Origin of the sequence: Planctopirus limnophila DSM 3776, from assembly GCF_000092105.1 — a bacterium.
GTDB classification, from domain to species: domain Bacteria; phylum Planctomycetota; class Planctomycetia; order Planctomycetales; family Planctomycetaceae; genus Planctopirus; species Planctopirus limnophila.
The window spans coordinates 1,555,853-1,572,536 of the sequence record NC_014148.1 but is presented as its reverse complement, the minus strand read 5'-3'; the positions used below and the strand labels follow the sequence as shown (position 1 = coordinate 1,572,536).

At 50.6% G+C, this 16,684-nt stretch carries 12 protein-coding genes, 1 tRNA gene and 1 pseudogene; 7 read left to right on the top strand and 7 right to left on the bottom strand.

Annotated features, from left to right (window positions below; all coding sequences use genetic code 11):
• Positions 1–255: 255 nt before the first annotated feature.
• Positions 256–675, top strand: coding sequence for a hypothetical protein (locus PLIM_RS22550; RefSeq protein ID WP_148227005.1), 420 nt, complete (start codon positions 256–258; stop codon positions 673–675).
• A gap of 37 nt (positions 676–712) precedes the next feature.
• Here the strand turns inward: PLIM_RS22550 and PLIM_RS06345 are convergent, their stop codons facing one another.
• The 3 genes from PLIM_RS06345 to PLIM_RS23630 all read right to left on the bottom strand — a co-directional run bounded on the left by PLIM_RS06345 (position 713) and on the right by PLIM_RS23630 (position 4,607).
• The gene (locus PLIM_RS06345; RefSeq protein WP_013109492.1) at positions 713–1,969 is read right to left on the bottom strand and encodes a homocitrate synthase/isopropylmalate synthase family protein; all 1,257 of its coding nucleotides are present in this window, start codon (positions 1,967–1,969) and stop codon (positions 713–715) included.
• 108 nt (positions 1,970–2,077) lie between these two features.
• On the bottom strand, positions 2,078–4,117 hold the full coding sequence (locus tag PLIM_RS06340; RefSeq protein ID WP_013109491.1) for a TlpA disulfide reductase family protein: 2,040 nt from the start codon (positions 4,115–4,117) through the stop codon (positions 2,078–2,080).
• Between the two features lie 310 nt (positions 4,118–4,427).
• A complete protein-coding gene (locus PLIM_RS23630) occupies positions 4,428–4,607 on the bottom strand; it encodes a DUF2256 domain-containing protein (protein ID WP_081440221.1) in 180 nt (59 codons plus the stop codon).
• 209 nt (positions 4,608–4,816) lie between these two features.
• Between PLIM_RS23630 and PLIM_RS06335 the strand changes: the two genes are divergently transcribed.
• Positions 4,817–4,890: transfer RNA gene (locus PLIM_RS06335), tRNA-Arg, on the top strand.
• 302 nt (positions 4,891–5,192) lie between these two features.
• Here PLIM_RS06335 and PLIM_RS24985 read toward each other — a convergent pair.
• The 4 genes and pseudogenes from PLIM_RS24985 to PLIM_RS24090 form a co-directional block, all read right to left on the bottom strand.
• Positions 5,193–5,651, bottom strand: a pseudogene (locus PLIM_RS24985) (tyrosine-type recombinase/integrase); the annotation flags it as partial.
• A gap of 1,165 nt (positions 5,652–6,816) precedes the next feature.
• Positions 6,817–7,068: a helix-turn-helix domain-containing protein gene (locus PLIM_RS24980; protein WP_013109490.1), complete on the bottom strand. Its 252-nt coding sequence runs from the start codon at positions 7,066–7,068 to the stop codon at positions 6,817–6,819.
• Entirely contained in the window at positions 7,034–7,255 is a 222-nt protein-coding gene (locus PLIM_RS06325) for a hypothetical protein (RefSeq protein WP_013109489.1), read from the bottom strand. Before PLIM_RS06325 ends, PLIM_RS24980 begins: the two co-directional genes overlap by 35 nt.
• Positions 7,256–7,350: 95 nt before the next feature.
• The gene (locus tag PLIM_RS24090; RefSeq protein ID WP_148227004.1) at positions 7,351–7,752 is read right to left on the bottom strand and encodes a helix-turn-helix domain-containing protein; all 402 of its coding nucleotides are present in this window, start codon (positions 7,750–7,752) and stop codon (positions 7,351–7,353) included.
• 1,461 nt (positions 7,753–9,213) lie between these two features.
• Here PLIM_RS24090 and PLIM_RS06315 point away from each other — a divergent pair.
• Genes PLIM_RS06315 through PLIM_RS06295 form a run of 5 tightly spaced genes read left to right on the top strand, consistent with a single transcriptional unit; the run spans position 9,214 to position 16,678 of the window.
• A complete protein-coding gene (locus tag PLIM_RS06315; protein ID WP_013109487.1) occupies positions 9,214–10,815 on the top strand; it encodes a type I restriction-modification system subunit M in 1,602 nt (533 codons plus the stop codon).
• Positions 10,812–12,674, top strand: coding sequence for a restriction endonuclease subunit S (locus tag PLIM_RS22545; protein ID WP_013109486.1), 1,863 nt, complete (start codon positions 10,812–10,814; stop codon positions 12,672–12,674). Before PLIM_RS06315 ends, PLIM_RS22545 begins: the two co-directional genes overlap by 4 nt.
• 2 nt (positions 12,675–12,676) lie before the next feature.
• A complete protein-coding gene (locus PLIM_RS06305; protein ID WP_013109485.1) occupies positions 12,677–12,910 on the top strand; it encodes a hypothetical protein in 234 nt (77 codons plus the stop codon).
• Positions 12,897–13,484, top strand: coding sequence for a hypothetical protein (locus tag PLIM_RS06300; RefSeq protein ID WP_013109484.1), 588 nt, complete (start codon positions 12,897–12,899; stop codon positions 13,482–13,484). Before PLIM_RS06305 ends, PLIM_RS06300 begins: the two co-directional genes overlap by 14 nt.
• Positions 13,481–16,678 carry a type I restriction endonuclease subunit R gene (locus PLIM_RS06295; protein WP_013109483.1) on the top strand — a complete coding sequence of 1,066 codons (3,198 nt, stop codon included), beginning with the start codon at positions 13,481–13,483 and terminating at the stop codon, positions 16,676–16,678. Before PLIM_RS06300 ends, PLIM_RS06295 begins: the two co-directional genes overlap by 4 nt.
• Positions 16,679–16,684: the final 6 nt, after the last annotated feature.

The window sequence follows — 16,684 nt, the reverse complement described above, 5'->3', positions numbered from 1 at the left end:
AAATGGAACTTCAAACAACGGGGAGCAGCATGATCAATTTTAACGGTCATAAGTTCTTTTTCGGCATCGTCAAGCGTCAGGCGGTTTTTGCCACTGATCGCCCAGCAAAGGTTCTCACTCGCTGATCGAAGATCCGATGTTCATTGCGAATCAACGTTGTAGAGCTTGGCGAAGGTCTCGAGCATGCATCTTCATTTCCAGACGGAAAGAGAAACATCTGTGTTTCAGGTCGGCAGCACATCACAAAATGAGCCTATGTTCAAGCACTCATCTCACCTCGGGTTCCCTGGCTGCTCACAAAAAGTTTCTCGAACTTCTTCCCTGTGCACATTACCAGCCATGCTGCTGATGCTGGTGGGGACAGCCTCCACCGCCCTGGCGAATGAAACATCACTCGAGGAGCCAGGCTGGCTTCCCGTTGTAGTGGCGACCGGCCCATTGAGAACACAGATCGATGCGACGCCTATCGAGCTGAGGCCTTACCGTCCCTTGCACTTCTACGGGAATACGATCCGCCGGGTGTATTACCGCGGGACGCCCATGCCTCGCGTCGGCGAGATGGCAGCACTTCCATTTCGCACCATCGGTGTGGGCAGCCGTACCCGCCGTGAAGAATTTGCCACGGGTCAGCTCACTTCGAACCGCAGACAAACTTCTGGTTCCCGGAAGAAATAACTTACCCAATTGCTTTCAAAGCCCTCGGATCGCTGTTTCAAGCTACTTTAATGCCTGTTTCCGCATGATGAGGCTTTTGATTCATCCACTCGTGGATCTGTGCCTTGTCAATCAATGCGCCGCGAGGCATGCCTTTAATCTGATTGAGAATGAACATCACATGGGCATCGGTCGCCTGATACCCCAGATTCTGCAGATGATGAGCCACGGCACCTTTGCCACTATGCCTCCCCAGCACAAGTTCAATCGCGGGACCTCCGACGACTTCCGGCCGATAGGGCAAATAAGTATCCGGATGCTTGAGCAGGCCGTCCTGATGAATTCCGGCTTCTGTCGCAAAAATCGTGCGGCCTGCCACGGGTTTATTCAAAGCCATCGGTACGCCAGTCTTTTTCGCGACCAACTGGCAGAGCGGAAAGAGTGACTCATAGTTGAGCTTCACTGCACGGCCATACTGCTCCTGATTGACATAGAGCGCCATGGCCACTTCTTCCAAGGCTGCATTTCCGGCCCGCTCACCAATCCCATTAACTGTGCATTGCACAATGTGAGCACCAGCCGTTAATCCAGCCAGGCTGTTCGCCACCGCGAGGCCCAGATCATTGTGCATGTGCACCGCAACCAGAACTTTCCTAATCGATGGAACATGCTCCATCACATGACGAATGGCAACGTACGCCCTCTCAGGTGTCAGAACACCGACGGTATCCGGATAGCCGATGGTTGTCGCACCGGCCTGGATGGCTGTTTCGTAGCATTCCACCAGAAAGTCTGCTTCTGTCCGACTGGCATCTTCCGGGCTGAAGGCCACAATATCAAACTTTTTCGAGGCGTACCGTACCGATCGATCAATGATCGAGAGAACCTCAGTGCGAGATTTTCTGAGCTTATATTCCCGATGCAGAGGACTGGTCCCAATGAACAGACTCACCCCTCTTTTATGAGGTGCCAGACCGGCTAAAGCCTCATCCGCGGCGTCAACATCTCCCTCGACTGTTCGGCAAAGGGCCGTCATCACAGGCCGTTTGATCACCTGGGCCATCAGTCGAATCGCATCAAAATCCTGTTGAGAACTGGCGGGAAAGCCTGCATCAAGCGAGTGAATCCCGGCAGCTTCGAGAGCCAGAGCAATTTCTCGTTTCTCTTCGGGCTCCAGGGTCGCTCCGGGCATCTGCTCACCATCGCGAAGGGTGGTGTCACTCAGCATGATCCGGCCAGAGCGCCGATGACTCTGAATGATCGCCTGCTGAATCGGCTTCTTGATTGGTCGAATCCATGCTCTCAGCCAATCCATGGCATACCCATTTTTAAAAGCCTGCGGAAACAACCCAACGAAAATCTCAACAAGAAGAGAGTTCGATATCGGCGTTACCAAGTCTTGTAGAAAGTCTCGCGTCGATACTTACTTCAGGATCTGGGGTAAAGTCGTCTTCAAATCCTGAACTGTGGCTCCACGGTTCACCACACGACCAGCTCGATCTGTCAGAATCATCGTAGGCAATGTGATGACACCCAGTTGGACAGCCGCCGGACTTTCCAGACCACCTCGCTCGTAGATCTGCGGCCAGCGCATCTTGTTTTCCACGCGGAATTTGTTCACGTCCTGAGGTGACGTATCCACATCAAGGCAGACGCCTACAATTTCAAATCCCTGTGCGCGATACTGTTCGTAAAGGGCTCGAATCTGAGGGAGATCGGCTGCACAAGGCTGGCACCATGTGGCCCAGTAGACCACCAGAACTGCCTTCCCTTTCAGTTGCGATACATTGAAACTCCCACCCTCAAGCAAAGTTCCCGAAAGCTTCAGTGGCTGCCCATTGAGTTGAATTCGAGTTACTGCACCAGCGGCCCTTTTCCCCGCGATGGATTGAGGCTGTGCCGCTGCCAGCTTGCTGTACCAGGCGACGGCTTCTTTGATACGGCCATTGAACTCTTCGGTAATCGCCAGTTGCAGCATCGCTTCGCTGGCATCTTCTGAGTTCGGATAGGTCGTAATGAATCCTTCGAGGCTTTCCAGCCATGCTTTCTGAATATCCGCCCGCTTGGCCTCATTCGCGGTATTCATTTCGACGCTGTACTGGGCCAACATGCGACGGTAAGTGACATAAGGCACCAGTGGGGAAGCTGCTGCATCTTTTTTGAGCTTCGTTTCCATATCCTTTAATCGATCCAGACTGTCTCCACCCTGGCCCGTCTGAATAGCAGCGGCATAACCATCGGCCAATTGCTGCATCCACTGCTCTTTGTCATCTTCAGAAGTGGTGGCATTCACGATCTGCAGGAGCAGTTCAATGCGAGCATTGTTGAACTTCGCCATGGCTTCCGGTGTGCCAGCCAGGGAAGCCGAGGAAGCATCCAGTTTCTGTAGCTTATCCAGCAAAGCCTGCATTTCCGGGGAGACCGAGGGAGCCGCACTTTCAGCGCTGGCCAAGAGTGGCTGCATCAACACACCACCTGCGACGGTAATCGAATCGCTTCCAATCGGTTCAGGGATCTGAGTCAATTTCCAGGCATCGCCCACGCGTACCAGTTCCCCTAACTGAATCAGCGCGGTCTTGCCCCCACCGTTATCAACAATGCACATCGCATTTTCGTAAACCTGAAGATCGGTCTCGGCTTTTCCGTCGTCCGCAGGAATGGATCCGGGCATTAATGCATCAAATCGCACCCAGACAGACTTCGGTGTGAAATCTCTGGACTTGGAGAAAATCTGCCGCACTTTGGCTTCCGGCTGGCTGACATTCTCGAGCATTTTCTTTTGCAGTGCGGCGTTAACTCCCAGAGTTCGCAAATCAGCCGCATTGATCAGCAACGTCTCCAACAGGCCAAAATCCCCAGTTGTCATCGACTTGATGGCTTCTCGAGAGACTTCTGCGGCAGAAATGGATTTCCATGAATCGACTTTACCATCTTCATTCTGATCGATTCCCCAGCGACTTCCGCCCAGATTCACATAACGAAACTGATCGGGTTTCTCGTTGAAGTTGGAATCGACGTCGCGGTAGACCTCAATTCCGTGATTGTAGTAGCGCCACTGGTCAACTTTGTTATCACCGTTGGTATCCATGAAGCGACGAAGTAACTGGCCCTGAGCACCCAGCACCACGTATCCAGAGACTTTGCCCAGCCGTTCGACAGTCACCTGGCATTTTTCCAGATCAGCGGGCGTTGGCACCTCATAATCGACATCCTTTTGTCGAGGCGAGTAAGCCTGGAGAATCTGCTTGGCAGTCACCTGTGCTTGAGCTTCGCGGCCCGGGCACATCAGGGTAATCATCAACGCCAGCGCCAGGCTCGTTCGGAGTTGAATACTGGAGTTACTGAAAAGTGAACCTGTTGACCGCCCGGAGTAAGTCGCGCGATCCACCACGTTCTGTGAGTGAGAACCTGAGCCATCAACAACGGGGCGCACCCGTGAACTCCACAGCCATTGTTCGGACATCCGTGTCAACTCCATTCCAGATGAAGCTCAAAAGCCTCATTTTCTCGACTTTATCTGAGACCTCTCGTTCTCACCCCCGAGTCAACATCAGGTGCAGAACAGGTCATTTCCGATCAATCGTGTGACCGGATTTCGTGAGACTACCAGAAGTCCTCCAATCCGTCATGCCAATTTTCTCCTGGGCCACTCTTGCTGGAGTCGTGCCTGTTTCGCTTGACTTGGCCGTTGTGATGAATGAATCACGATCGCAGTTGCTGAGTCCACGATTCTGTAAGGTGACCCTTGAAAACGGTGACTTTTGAGCACTGATCTAGTGGCTGACTGGCGGCTTCGATAATGTTGATGCGTGTTCTGGCGAAGCCTTCGAACGTCGGCACCGCTCACTGCAGTATTTGACGTCGTTCCAGACGGACTCCCATTTCTTCCGCCACGCAAACTCCCGCCGACAAACCTCGCAAAGTTTTGTGGGCAGATTTCGATGATGAGTCATACTGACGCTTCCGGAAGTGTTCGACTTACCACCAATCCCAGGCAATTACCTCCAAATTCTATCCGAAATCAGACCAGCGACTGGTCTCGATCGCCTGCAGAGTAATGACCGCCAGCAGACCTCAATCTCATAAACGCTTCGCTCCCTTGCCAAATCGACGAATTCTCATTGCAATACATGCAGATCTTGATCCTCGATCAAGATGACTCGCGCCCATAGCTCAGCTGGATAGAGCATCGGATTTCTAATCCGACGGTCTGTGGTTCGAATCCACATGGGCGTAGTTTCGTTTCTCACAGCAACGGCTCGCACGGGTTCGCATAATTCGTTCTCTGGCAATGAGTTATGCGGACTGTCGCCACGTGCTGACTGGTCAGCCTTCTGGCACACAGCCGCAACCTTCCGCACTGCTCCGCTCTCTGACTGCTGTAATTTGCGCTGTAGGTCGTCGTCGGATTTGTGGCCGATTTTGGCTTTTTGGTACTCAGTCACCAGATCCACAAGCCCTGCCTGCTCTCCAGGCAGCAGATGACCGTATGTATCCATGGTTAAGGTAATGGTGCTGTGGCGCATGATTGCCTGGATGGCTTTGGGATTCGCTCCAGCCTGACTCAGCCAAACTCCGCAAGTGTGCCGCAATGAGTGAAAGTCGAGAACTCCCTCCGATGTCGAATCACAAAGGAATTCATCTTGCTGACGTTTTTGTTTCTCTGGGAGATGGATTTCATCAGATGACAGATAGGCTTTACGTGCAGCCAAAAGATCAGCACGCAACATTTTGGGAATACGTTCGGAGCGTGGCATGTCAAAGGCTACTTCGTTGTCACGCTTTGATTTCAGGAATTCATCCAATCTTGCTGCCAGATCAGATGGAAGGTATTGGCGGCACTTTTTCCGATTCTTGGTGGCATGAGCCAAACACAACACGTGCGGCTGATCAGTCTTCAGCACAAAGTTAGACTTCTTCAAGCTGCGAAGTTCTGCCGAACGGAGCCCCGAAACGATGGCCAGTTCGTACAGCAAGGCTCTGGCGTAACCAGACATCCCGAAAGCTCGTGGGCTGGCCTCAGTGACCGCTTTTAACCAATCAAACTCTTCAACCAAAAGAAATCGGCGGGTTCTCCGACGCTCTTTTCTTGGATCTGGCAGACGGATAGACGAAAGAGGGTCAACAGAAAGTTTGTGATTTCTCCACAGCCAGAGCGTGAATGCCTTCATGGCAGAAAGATGGGATTGAATCGTTCGTAAAGAACGTTTGCCTTTCAATGAGGAAGCGTACCGGTTGACGCCTTCCGCAGAAATTTCATTGATGCGTCCAAAGTGTGCTGCTGCTGAAATCTTGCGGACAACTCCCACGACATGTTGGACATGCTTGTCCGTACGATTGGAAGAGACCATGGAAGCCTCGAAGTCTTTCAAGTGGCTTTCCACTGAAAGCTGCCCTTGCTTTGTCAAGGTTTCCATTCTGGGATCAATCACATTCTCACGACGAAGTGCAGCCTGTGCTTCCCACTGCTTCACAATTCTTTCAGCCGCTGCTTTATCAGATGTTCTCGTGGATTGAGTCATGCGGTTTCCCAGATGGTCAAACCACGTTGCGTAGTAATTGCCTTTGCCATTTCGTTTGAAGACGCTGGACATATAAAAAACCTTCCTGGATGCTGATTTTCTGGATGATCTCTAAAATCGGTCTGATTTTCTGGGAGATAGTACCTTAATCACCTCACCGGGGTGCAAATCATACGATTTCGGCACTCAAACAGTGTGGAGAAATTGAAAAACCATTTCGTGAAAGAGGGGGTGAAACCCTATGTACATACCCCTAAACCGTGGGGAAAATGGCCTGCACTGGCAAAAACCTGAACAAACGCACCACACACCCCCCCTGGAGCGTGGGGAAAATGGACAGCCCCTCACGTGCGTGCGTGCGTTAATTACACAACCATAATAAAGTCTCTTAAAGAGCCTTATTATCTTCTCTGGGAGTTGGTTATTAGATAATAACCAACTCCCAGAGAAACTTCAGAAATTGTAATTATTAAATATATAATATAATAATTACGCACGCGTGCACGTGAGGAGGCTAGCCAGGGTGCCCTTCGTTGGCTTTTGCTGAAAAAGCACAAGATTTGCTCACTTTCCGGCCCTTTTCCTGGTGACTTTTCGGTGCGGCACATTTCAGGCACCGGGGGCGGTATCTTGGACAACGTCAGGTTCGGGAACCTCCCCCCCGGTACTGACTCTGGGTGGACTGCCGAATCCACTCTTCCAAGCCAATCACGGAATAACGAACACTTCGTCCGATTCGAATAGTGGGAATTCGGCGTTGGTTCGTTAAAGACCATAGACTACGCTCACTGATAGATAGCCGCCGAGCTGCCTCCTTAGCAGATATCAAAAGTTTCTCGTTAGGGTTGCTGTGGAAATCATCGGCTGGGCTGGCTGCGGTTACACTGGACATGCTTGGAATCTCCCTGAATGGATTGAAGTGTTTGAATCAGTTCCAAATGACGGTGTAAGCGTTCTGATAGCTTGAGCATGGAACGCAGGAAAGCGGCCTCCCTGGTGATGGCTCCCAGGTCACGCCGAATTTCGGCAGGTGGTGGAAGCTGGCGTAATGAAGGAGCACGAATTAAGGACTTGGACATAATCACCTCTCTCACAGGTCATGTTCTCCGCTCGTCGTTGATGCGGTAGGGGAACTATGCCACGAGAGGCCGACAAATCAGGGGACAGCCATGTCCTAAAATTTGTCCGCTGATTTGTCCGGCTGCTGGGAATTGCCTGAATGCTTCAATAGCTCGAACTGAACTCGGTCTGTGCTGGGATGAAACGAAATTGTCAGGTTGTCTGCAAATTTCAGATTGAGCCGCTGAATTGCCTTTTTCACAGTTTCAACCGAAGTGTCTGGCTTATCTCCCCAGGCAGCATCAATTAGACTTTGAATGTCGGATGCGTGCTTTCTCTCCCAGAAAAACCTGATAATCCGCTGCTCAAGAGGCGTTGCAGTATTCAACAATTTTTCTTTGATTTCTTCAGGCCATGCGTTGAGTTTGCTGGCTGGCGTTGCTTCTCCACCTGCTGGAGCACTGCCTGTAATGATTGGCTCCAGGTTTGTGGCTGGCTCAGGCGGAATGATTGCCACTGCTGAAGAGCTTTTGCCAAATCGTTCCGCCAGCACATCCAGGAAGACCACAGAAGCTGCTGCCAAATCCTTCAGGCCACTGCACCAACAGATGGGGATTCTGTCAGCAGGAATTGAAGACATTCCTGTTTTCTTCTGGGAGAGAGAAGACCAGAGTTTCCGTTTGATGTTGTAAGACGTCTGTGCAGGAATCCACTTCTCAATCACATAGGGTGAATGCACAAATTTCGATTGGCTCACCCAGTAAACCAATTCGGCCCACAGATGAGCCTGTAAAATGGGAGTGCACGAAAACTTCAAGGCTGGGCAGAACTCTCTCAGAATCTCTGAAGCTGGCCACCAGTTCTCCAGAGCCTTCAAAACGTTTTTCTGAAGCTTCTCCAGTTCAAAATCAAAACCGTGCAACTGTCCGAAAAACCTCAGTTCCATAACTCCACCAGAGAGCTGATGTCTGGATGTTGTGGAGGAAGTGGAATTTGTCACCTGCAAGATCTGGCCATCTGGCGTGGCATACGATCTTGACTGTAATGAGCTGGTGGCTGGGTTCTCTGGGAGTTGGCACTCCGACAGCTCATCAGCAGAGCTGGCCAAAATTTGCAGTTGAGCCGAACGTAATCCCGCTCCCTGAAAAGACTGGTCAGACCGGCCATCAAAACGAATAACGCGTTGAAATGGATCAGCTTCTGTGTCGTTTGGCTCGGGAGCACGACTTGGAAACTCTCTGGCCCACAAAATCTTGTCTTCCGTCAAATCCCAAACGTGATCTGGTGGTGAGCAGCCAGTGGCTGGGAACTCTATACCGGCAGATTTCCAATCCAACTTGCAGAGAATGACAACTCCCACTGTTCCATATTTCCCCCGGAACAGCTCGAACTCCCGACGATAGGCACGCAAAACGGCTGGCAGCTCGGACATGAAACCTCATGTGTCTGGAAGAAACTCACAATCAGGTCGTTGTGAGCATAACAGCAGCACTGGAATTTGACGCAACTTAAAACCTGCACTTGGGTTGTGAATTTCACACAAACATGAACAAAAGAACACACCAAGCATCGATGACTGATCAAAAACCGTTCATCCCGGACACGCTCTCATCGTCATTAAGGCCTCTCGCTGGCCCGGAAATCGCCTCTCGTGGCCCAGGACGAACAATCCATCATCCCGGCAACCAAAGCGATCTACGAGCGATTTCTGAGGCTCGGCCAAACTTACCCAAAAGCGCATTAAAACTGAACACAAGAACACACCCATGAGAGGGTGCCATACACCCTTGGAGTATGGGGAAAATGGAACACACTCTTGCCTGACCTACACAAACCGAAAATCAGTCACCTGGAATAAAGGCTGATGAATCTCTCCCATGCAAACACCCTTTCGAAGGGTTCACCAATCATCTACTCTTTTTCACTGGTACAACATTTTTCTAATGACGGCTTCCCCCTTAAGACTGCTCCTCTATCCATGGCCAACGGACACACCGAAATAGAACGCCGCTTGTGGGCTTCCGCAGATGAATTGCGGGCTAACAGCAAACTGAAATCGTCCGAGTATTCGGTTCCCGTGCTGGGGCTGATCTTCCTGCGGTATGCCGATCACCGGTTTACCCAGGCCGAACGAGAACTGAATGTTCTCTTTGCGAAAAAGAGCGGCAGCCGTCGGGCTATTGGCAAAGAAGATTTTCAAGCCAAAGGGGTGATGTTCCTCCCGCCAGAATCCCGCTTCTCCGCTCTGCTGGAACTTCCCGAAGGTGAAGACATCGGCAAGGCCATCACTACGGCTATGAAAGCCATTGAAAAAGAGAACGAAGAACTCAAAGGCATTCTTCCCAAAACTTACAGCAAAATTGAGAACACCACGCTGGTCTCTCTGCTCAAAAATCTTTCCTCCATCCCTGTGGATGCCGAAGGAGATACGTTCGGGAAGATTTACGAATACTTCCTGGGGAACTTTGCCCGAGCCGAAGGTCAAAAAGGGGGTGAGTTCTTTACTCCCACCTCATTGGTGAAACTGATTGTCGAAATCATTCAACCTTACCATGGCCGCATATACGATCCTGCCTGTGGTTCAGGCGGAATGTTTGTGCAATCGGCTGACTTCATCAAAGCTCACCACAACAACCCTGCTGTCGAGATTTCGATCTACGGACAAGAACGCGTGGATGAAACCCGTCAGCTATGCCAGATGAACTTGGCAGTTCACGGCTTATCAGGAGACATCCGCCAGGGGAACACCTATTACGAAGACCCTCATGAATCCGTGGGCAAGTTTGATTTCGTGATGGCCAATCCTCCCTTCAATGTGGACAAAGTCGATAAGGAGAAGCTTAAGGAAGATCCCCGGTTTCCTTTGGGAATGCCCCGAGCCGACAATGCCAATTACCTGTGGATTGAGTTGTTCTACTCGTCATTGAATGCCACAGGCCGGGCTGGCTTTGTCATGGCCAACAGTGCCGCCGATGCCCGGCAATCCGAAATGGAAATCCGCCAGAAGCTGCTCAAGGCTCATGTGGTGGATGTGATGATTGCCATTGGCCCGAACTTCTTCTACACGGTCACGTTGCCCTGCACGCTCTGGTTCCTCGATAAAGGGAAAAGCAATCTCAGCGGGAAAGGTTCCCAGCGGAAAGAGCAGGTGCTCTTCATTGATGCTCGGCACATCTTCCGGCAGGTGGATCGTGCCCACCGCAAATTCAGCCCGAAGCAACTCGAATACATTGCCAATATCGTGCGGCTCTATCGTGGTGAACAACCCGAATTCACCGCTGGAGACGACCTGGAGTTTCCTGGAGTCGAACCAGACCTGAAAGCCACCTTCCCGAAGCTGAAGTATGCGGATGTGGCTGGACTCTGCAAAATCGCCACACTCCAGGAAATTGAAGCCCAGGGCTGGAGTTTGAACCCAGGCCGGTATGTGGGAGTTGCCGACAAAGCCCCGGACGATTTTGTGTTTGCCGAACGGCTGGAAGAACTGAGTGAAGAACTGGAAGTTCTCAACAGTGAAGCCCGTGAGTTGGAAGAACGAATTGCCGTTAACGTCGTCAAATTGTTGGAGGCAGCATTATGAATATGCCTCCAAATGGCTGGACGACAGACGCCCTTAGCAATCTAGTGACTTTCAAGACGGGCAAGCTGAATTCAAATGCTGCTGTATCAAACGGTGCATATCCCTTTTTTACATGCTCGCAAGAGACGCTTCGCACAAACACTTTTGCCTTCGATACAGAATGTGTGTTACTCGCCGGAAACAATGCCAACGGCATATATCCACTAAAGTATTTTCACGGACGATTTGACGCGTATCAACGCACGTATGTTGTTACGCCACAAGATTGCACGCGACTCAACACGCGTTTCCTTTACTACTCTATGTGGCCCTTGCTTGAACATTTGCAAAGTATATCCACAGGTGCCGCAACCAAGTTCTTGACTTTAACAATTTTGAACGGTTTACAGTTGACATTTCCATCCGAGCCAGTCCAACGCAAAATTGCGGGGATTCTTTCGGCGTATGATGATCTGATTGAGAACAACACCCGGCGAATTGCCATTCTGGAAGAGATGGCCCAGGCCATTTACCGGGAATGGTTCGTCCACTTCCGCTTCCCAGGCCACGAAAACACCCTGCTCGTCGATTCCCCACTCGGCAAAATCCCTGAGGGTTGGCAGGTTAAACGATTGGATTCAATTTGCGAAAGAATTACTAGCGGAGGGACACCAAGAACTAATGTCAATGAATACTGGGATGGTGATATTCCGTGGCTATCATCCGGCGAAACCGGAAACACCTTTATTACAGAGACTGAAAAGAAAATCACACAGGAGGGCGTGACTAATTCAAGTACCCGTTTTGCACGATCTGGCTGCACTGTTATTGCAAGTGCGGGCCAAGGCAAGACTCGTGGCCAAACGTCGATGCTTTGCCTAGATTGCTACATCAATCAGTCAACAATTGCTGTAACGGCTGATGGTAAGCAAACTACTGATAGTTTTTTATTTTTTGATTTAGTGCAAAGGTATGACCAGTTCCGGCAGATCTCTGACGGTAGCTCTCGTGGAAGTCTGACAACAAAATTGATAGCGGATCTTGAAATTATTCTTCCGCAACCATTTTTAATTCAGAAGTTTGACGTTCTTACAACCCCCGTAGTAAAGCACATTGAAAATATCCTTAGAAAAAACAAAATCCTTCGCAAAACCCGTGACCTCTTACTTCCCAAACTCATCAGCGGTGAACTGGATGTTGAGTCTCTGGAAATCGATTTTGATGAACCGACCTTTCAACAGCCGGAAGTAGAAAAAGTTATCCAACCGCCAAAGCCGCAAATTGTTTCATCTCCGACTGCCGAAACAGGTACACCTTACAAAGACGATGCGGCGATTCTGTGCTTGTTACTGCAAGAGCTTCTTCATCTGGCACCAGATAGACCAAACAACGAGTTTGTCATTCAGAAGCACATGTTCGGCCTGAAACATCTCCGCAGGCATGCCATCAATTCAAAATTTGTCGCCCAGAAGGCTGGCCCCTGGTCACAGGAACTTCGCCATAAAGCGGTCTTTGCCGCCGCTGGCTTTGATTGGTTGCGATTTGATAATCAGGGGAAAATTCTGCTTCCCGGTCGGAAATTCACAAAAGGTGTTGAATACGCAAAATCTCTTCTGGGAGAGAAAGCAGCCCTTGTGACGGAGTTCGTGCAGGATCTCTCCAAATTCGGGAAGAGTGGCCTGGGGAAATGGATGACCATTTTTAAGGTCGTCTGTGATCTTCACGACGCTGGCCAACCCATCACGCGGCAGAATATCCAAACTGGAATCGACAACTGGCCCGGGAAGCGAGACAAAAACAATTTCTCTGTTGAGAATGTGGACGACACGATTTCAAAGATGGTGCGTCAGAAGTGGTTCACGTTGCAGGCAGGATCGTAGGTATGCAGCCACCACGCCAACCCGTTATTGAAATTCTGGAACCTGTGATGGTGGAGATTCTTCGTCAGAAGACTCCCGCCGAACGGTTGACTCAGGCATTTCGGATGTGGGAAACCGCCCGGGAAATGATCCGGGGGACGATACGTCAGCAACATCCGGATTGGAGTGAAGAACAGGTTCTGCGGGAAGCTGCCAACCGACTCAGTCACGGAGCCACTGAACGTGTCCCCCGCTGACCTGACACCTTTTCAACTGTTGCAGAAGACTGCCAACTGCTTTGAACGGCTGGGAGTGCCGTACCGGGTCGTCGGTTCCATGGCCAGCATGGCTTACAGTGAGGCCCGCTTTACGAACGACATTGATTTTCTGGTGGATCTGCAAGAAAGCCACATTGCTGAACTGGATCAGGAATTTCCGTCTCCAGATTTCTATCTTTCGACCACGGCTGTGGCAGAAGCCATTCGTACCCGCCACCAGTTCAACATCATTCATGTTCCGTCAGGCCTCAAACTGGATATTATCCAGCGGAAAGAGACGCCTTTCAGCCAGTTGGACATCAGCCTGGGACAAAGGCTGTCCAATCCCGGCTTTTATGATGCCTGGTTCGGTTCTCCGGAAAATATCATCCTGATGAAGTTGCGGTACTACCAGGAGGGGGGTTCCGAAAAACATCTGCGGGATATTGCCAGCATCCTGCTGATCCAGAAAGACGCCATTGACCGGGATTATCTCACACAATGGGCTGAAACTCTGGGAGTGACCACAGAATGGAAACTGGTGCTTCAAAGAATCCATGAGGCAGCCCCATGATCAATCCTTACACTGAAGATGCACTGGTTGAACAGCCCACGATAGCCCTGTTTCAGGAACTGGGTTATGCCACGGTGAATGGCTTTGCCGAGAAAGTGGGAGCCAACGCCACGCTGGGACGGGAAACCACCAGTGATGTGATTCTCTGGCCCCGGCTGAAATCTGCATTAGAGAAACTGAATCCCAGCCTGCCGGATGATGCCGTTCAACTGGCTATTGAGGAACTGGGAAAAGACCGCAGTGCCGCCGCTCCTGCTCAGGCCAACCGAGACGTTTACAAACTCCTCAAGGAGGGCGTGAAAGTCTCTTATGCCGATGAGAATGGAGACGATGTGGATGAAACCGTGCGGGTGATCGATTGGAATCAGCCCGCCAACAACGATTTTCTGCTGGTCTCTCAGTTCTGGATTTCGGGAACAGTTTACAAACGACGGACAGACCTGATCGGCTTTGTGAATGGCCTGCCACTACTTTTCATTGAGTTAAAGAAGACTCACGGCAGGCTGGAGCAGGCCTTTTCAGGCAACCTTCAAGACTACAAAACCACCATTCCTCAGCTCTTCTGGTACAACGCTCTGGTGATCCTCTCCAACGGGAGTGAAGCCAAGATTGGCAGTCTGACGGCAGGGTTGGAGCATTTTGCCGATTGGAAAAGGATCAACAGTGAAGGAGAGAAAGGGATTATCTCTCTGGAAACATTGATTCGGGGAACGTGTGAGAAAACGAAGTTTCTGGATCTCGTGGAGAACTTCACCCTCTTTGATGAGTCGAAAGGTCAGCTCTATAAGATTACTGCCAAGAATCATCAGTTTCTGGGAGTGAATAATGCCACATCAGCTCTCAACCAGATTCAATCCAATCAAGGACGGTTAGGGGTTTTCTGGCACACTCAGGGAAGCGGCAAATCGTATTCCATGGCTTTCTTTGCGCAGAAAGTCCTTCGGAAAGTTCCCGGCAACTGGACGTTTCTGGTCATTACCGACCGCACGGAACTGGATGGCCAGATTTACCGCAACTTCCGCAATACGGGAGTGGCCACTGAAGAGTGTCAGGCCCAGAGTGGAGAACATCTGAAGCAACTTCTTCAGGAAGATCACCGGTTTATCTTCACCCTGATTCAAAAGTTCGGCACCAAGAAAGGTCAGACGTACCCGAAACTTTCCGACCGCAGCAACATCATCGTCATGACTGATGAGGCTCACCGCTCCCAATATGACACGTTGGCTTTGAATATGCGGAACGCCTTGCCGAATGCGGCGTTTATCGGGTTCACCGGAACTCCGCTGATGGCTGGTGAGGAGAAGACCAAAGAAGTCTTTGGGGATTATGTTTCCATCTATAACTTCCGCCAGTCCGTGGAGGATGGTGCCACTGTCCGGTTGTTTTACGAAAACCGGATTCCCGAACTGCAACTGGCCAATGAAAACTTCCAGGACGATCTGGACGCTCTGATTGAATCGGCTGAACTCAATGAAGAGCAGGAAGATTTGCTGGAACGGGAATTTGCCCGTGAATATCACCTGATTACCCGAGACGACCGCCTGGAAAAAGTGGCGGAAGACATTGTGGCCCATTTTCTGGGACGTGAGGGTGGCGGCAAGGGAATGGTGATCTGTGTCGATAAGCTCACCGCAGTGAAGATGTATGAGAAAGTCCAGAAATACTGGGGTGCGTTTCTGGCAGATCTGAAGTCTCAATTGCTGGTGGCCGATTCAATCCGTCAGCCTGTATTACAAGAGAAAATTGCTTACATGGAATCCACGGATATGGCCGTGGTGATTTCTCAGCAGCAGAACGAAATTCAATACTTCCAGGAGAAAGGCTTTGATATCACCGTGCATCGGGCACGCATGGTGAATGAGGATCTGGAAAAGAAGTTCCGGGAACCCAAAGACCCTTTCCGTCTGGTTTTTGTCTGTGCCATGTGGCTGACGGGCTTTGATGCTCCGTGTGTCTCTACGGTTTACCTGGATAAGCCGATGAAGAATCACACACTCATGCAGACGATTGCCCGAGCCAATCGGGTGTTTGGAGAAAAAACCAACGGTCTGATTGTGGATTATGTGGGCGTTTTTCGTGACCTGCAAAAAGCATTGGCCATTTTCGGTACAGCAGCATCAGGGCAGGCCCAGGAGGGTGAATGCCCGATTGAGAAAAAGACGATGCTGGTGGAAGCTCTCCACGAAGCCATTGCGGAAGCCAGAGCGTTTTGTGATTCACGCGGCGTGAGCTTGGAAAGAGTGATTGACGCCAACCCGGAGAGTTTTCACAAAGCTGCGGAACTGGCCCAGGCCGCTCATTTGCTGGTGGAAGCCGAAGTGGTGGAAGCCGTGGATGATGCTGTTGAAAAAATCATCCTCAATGATGACCTGAAGAAGCAGTTTTTGTTTCATGTGGCCCAGGTGGTGAAGCTTTACAAAGCCATATTGCCTGACCCCAGAGCCAACGAGTTTGCGGCAATCAAAACGTGTCTGGTGGTTCTGGCAGAGAAAATCCGCAATCTGACCGACAAAGCCAACATTGATGATTTGCTGGATCAAGTGGGAGAACTGCTGGATGAATCTATTTCCACTGTTGGCTATGTGATCCATGCCACAGAAGAGACTTCATTGATTGATTTGAGCGAAGTTGATTTTGAGGCGTTGAAGGCTCATTTCAGTAAAGGCCGGAAACATACGGAAGCAGAAAAGCTGAAAGCATTGGTGAGCCAGAAACTCACCAGAATGGTTCAACTCAACAAATCCCGCATTGAGCTGTTGGATAAGTTCAAGACGCTGATTGAAGAGTACAACAAAGGAATGGATGTTGAAGCTTTCTTTGCCAAGCTGATGGCGTTTGCCAAAGACTTAAAGGAAGAGGATAAGCGGGGTGTATCCGAGCAACTGACTGAGGAAGAACTGGCCATTTTTGATATCCTCATGCGGCCCGAGTTAGACCTGACACCAGCCGAGCGGAAGCAAGTAAAGCAGGTGGCGCGTCGGGTACTGCAATCTCTAAAGCAAGCCAAGTTGGTTCTGGATTGGCGAAAGAAGCAGAGAACGCGAGCCGACGTGTACTCCACTGTAAAGGAAGTGCTGGATGATCTTCCGAGGCCATTCACACCAGAGCTTTACAGCCAGAAGTGTGACAATGTCTACCAGCATGTTTATGACAGCTATCAGGGAGAAGGATTGAGCCTGTATTCGACACTTTGAAATGTA

Excerpts from the sequence above, each read along its gene's own strand:
- PLIM_RS22550 (WP_148227005.1), top strand. The coding sequence starts at position 256 with ATGTTCAAGCACTCATCTCACCTCGGGTTCCCTGGCTGCTCACAAAAA.
- PLIM_RS06345 (WP_013109492.1), bottom strand. The coding sequence starts at position 1,969 with ATGGATTGGCTGAGAGCATGGATTCGACCAATCAAGAAGCCGATTCAG.
- PLIM_RS06340 (WP_013109491.1), bottom strand. The coding sequence starts at position 4,117 with ATGTCCGAACAATGGCTGTGGAGTTCACGGGTGCGCCCCGTTGTTGAT.
- PLIM_RS23630 (WP_081440221.1), bottom strand. The coding sequence starts at position 4,607 with ATGACTCATCATCGAAATCTGCCCACAAAACTTTGCGAGGTTTGTCGG.
- PLIM_RS24980 (WP_013109490.1), bottom strand. The coding sequence starts at position 7,068 with ATGTCCAGTGTAACCGCAGCCAGCCCAGCCGATGATTTCCACAGCAAC.
- PLIM_RS06325 (WP_013109489.1), bottom strand. The coding sequence starts at position 7,255 with ATGTCCAAGTCCTTAATTCGTGCTCCTTCATTACGCCAGCTTCCACCA.
- PLIM_RS06315 (WP_013109487.1), top strand. The coding sequence starts at position 9,214 with ATGGCCAACGGACACACCGAAATAGAACGCCGCTTGTGGGCTTCCGCA.
- PLIM_RS22545 (WP_013109486.1), top strand. The coding sequence starts at position 10,812 with ATGAATATGCCTCCAAATGGCTGGACGACAGACGCCCTTAGCAATCTA.
- PLIM_RS06305 (WP_013109485.1), top strand. The coding sequence starts at position 12,677 with ATGCAGCCACCACGCCAACCCGTTATTGAAATTCTGGAACCTGTGATG.
- PLIM_RS06295 (WP_013109483.1), top strand. The coding sequence starts at position 13,481 with ATGATCAATCCTTACACTGAAGATGCACTGGTTGAACAGCCCACGATA.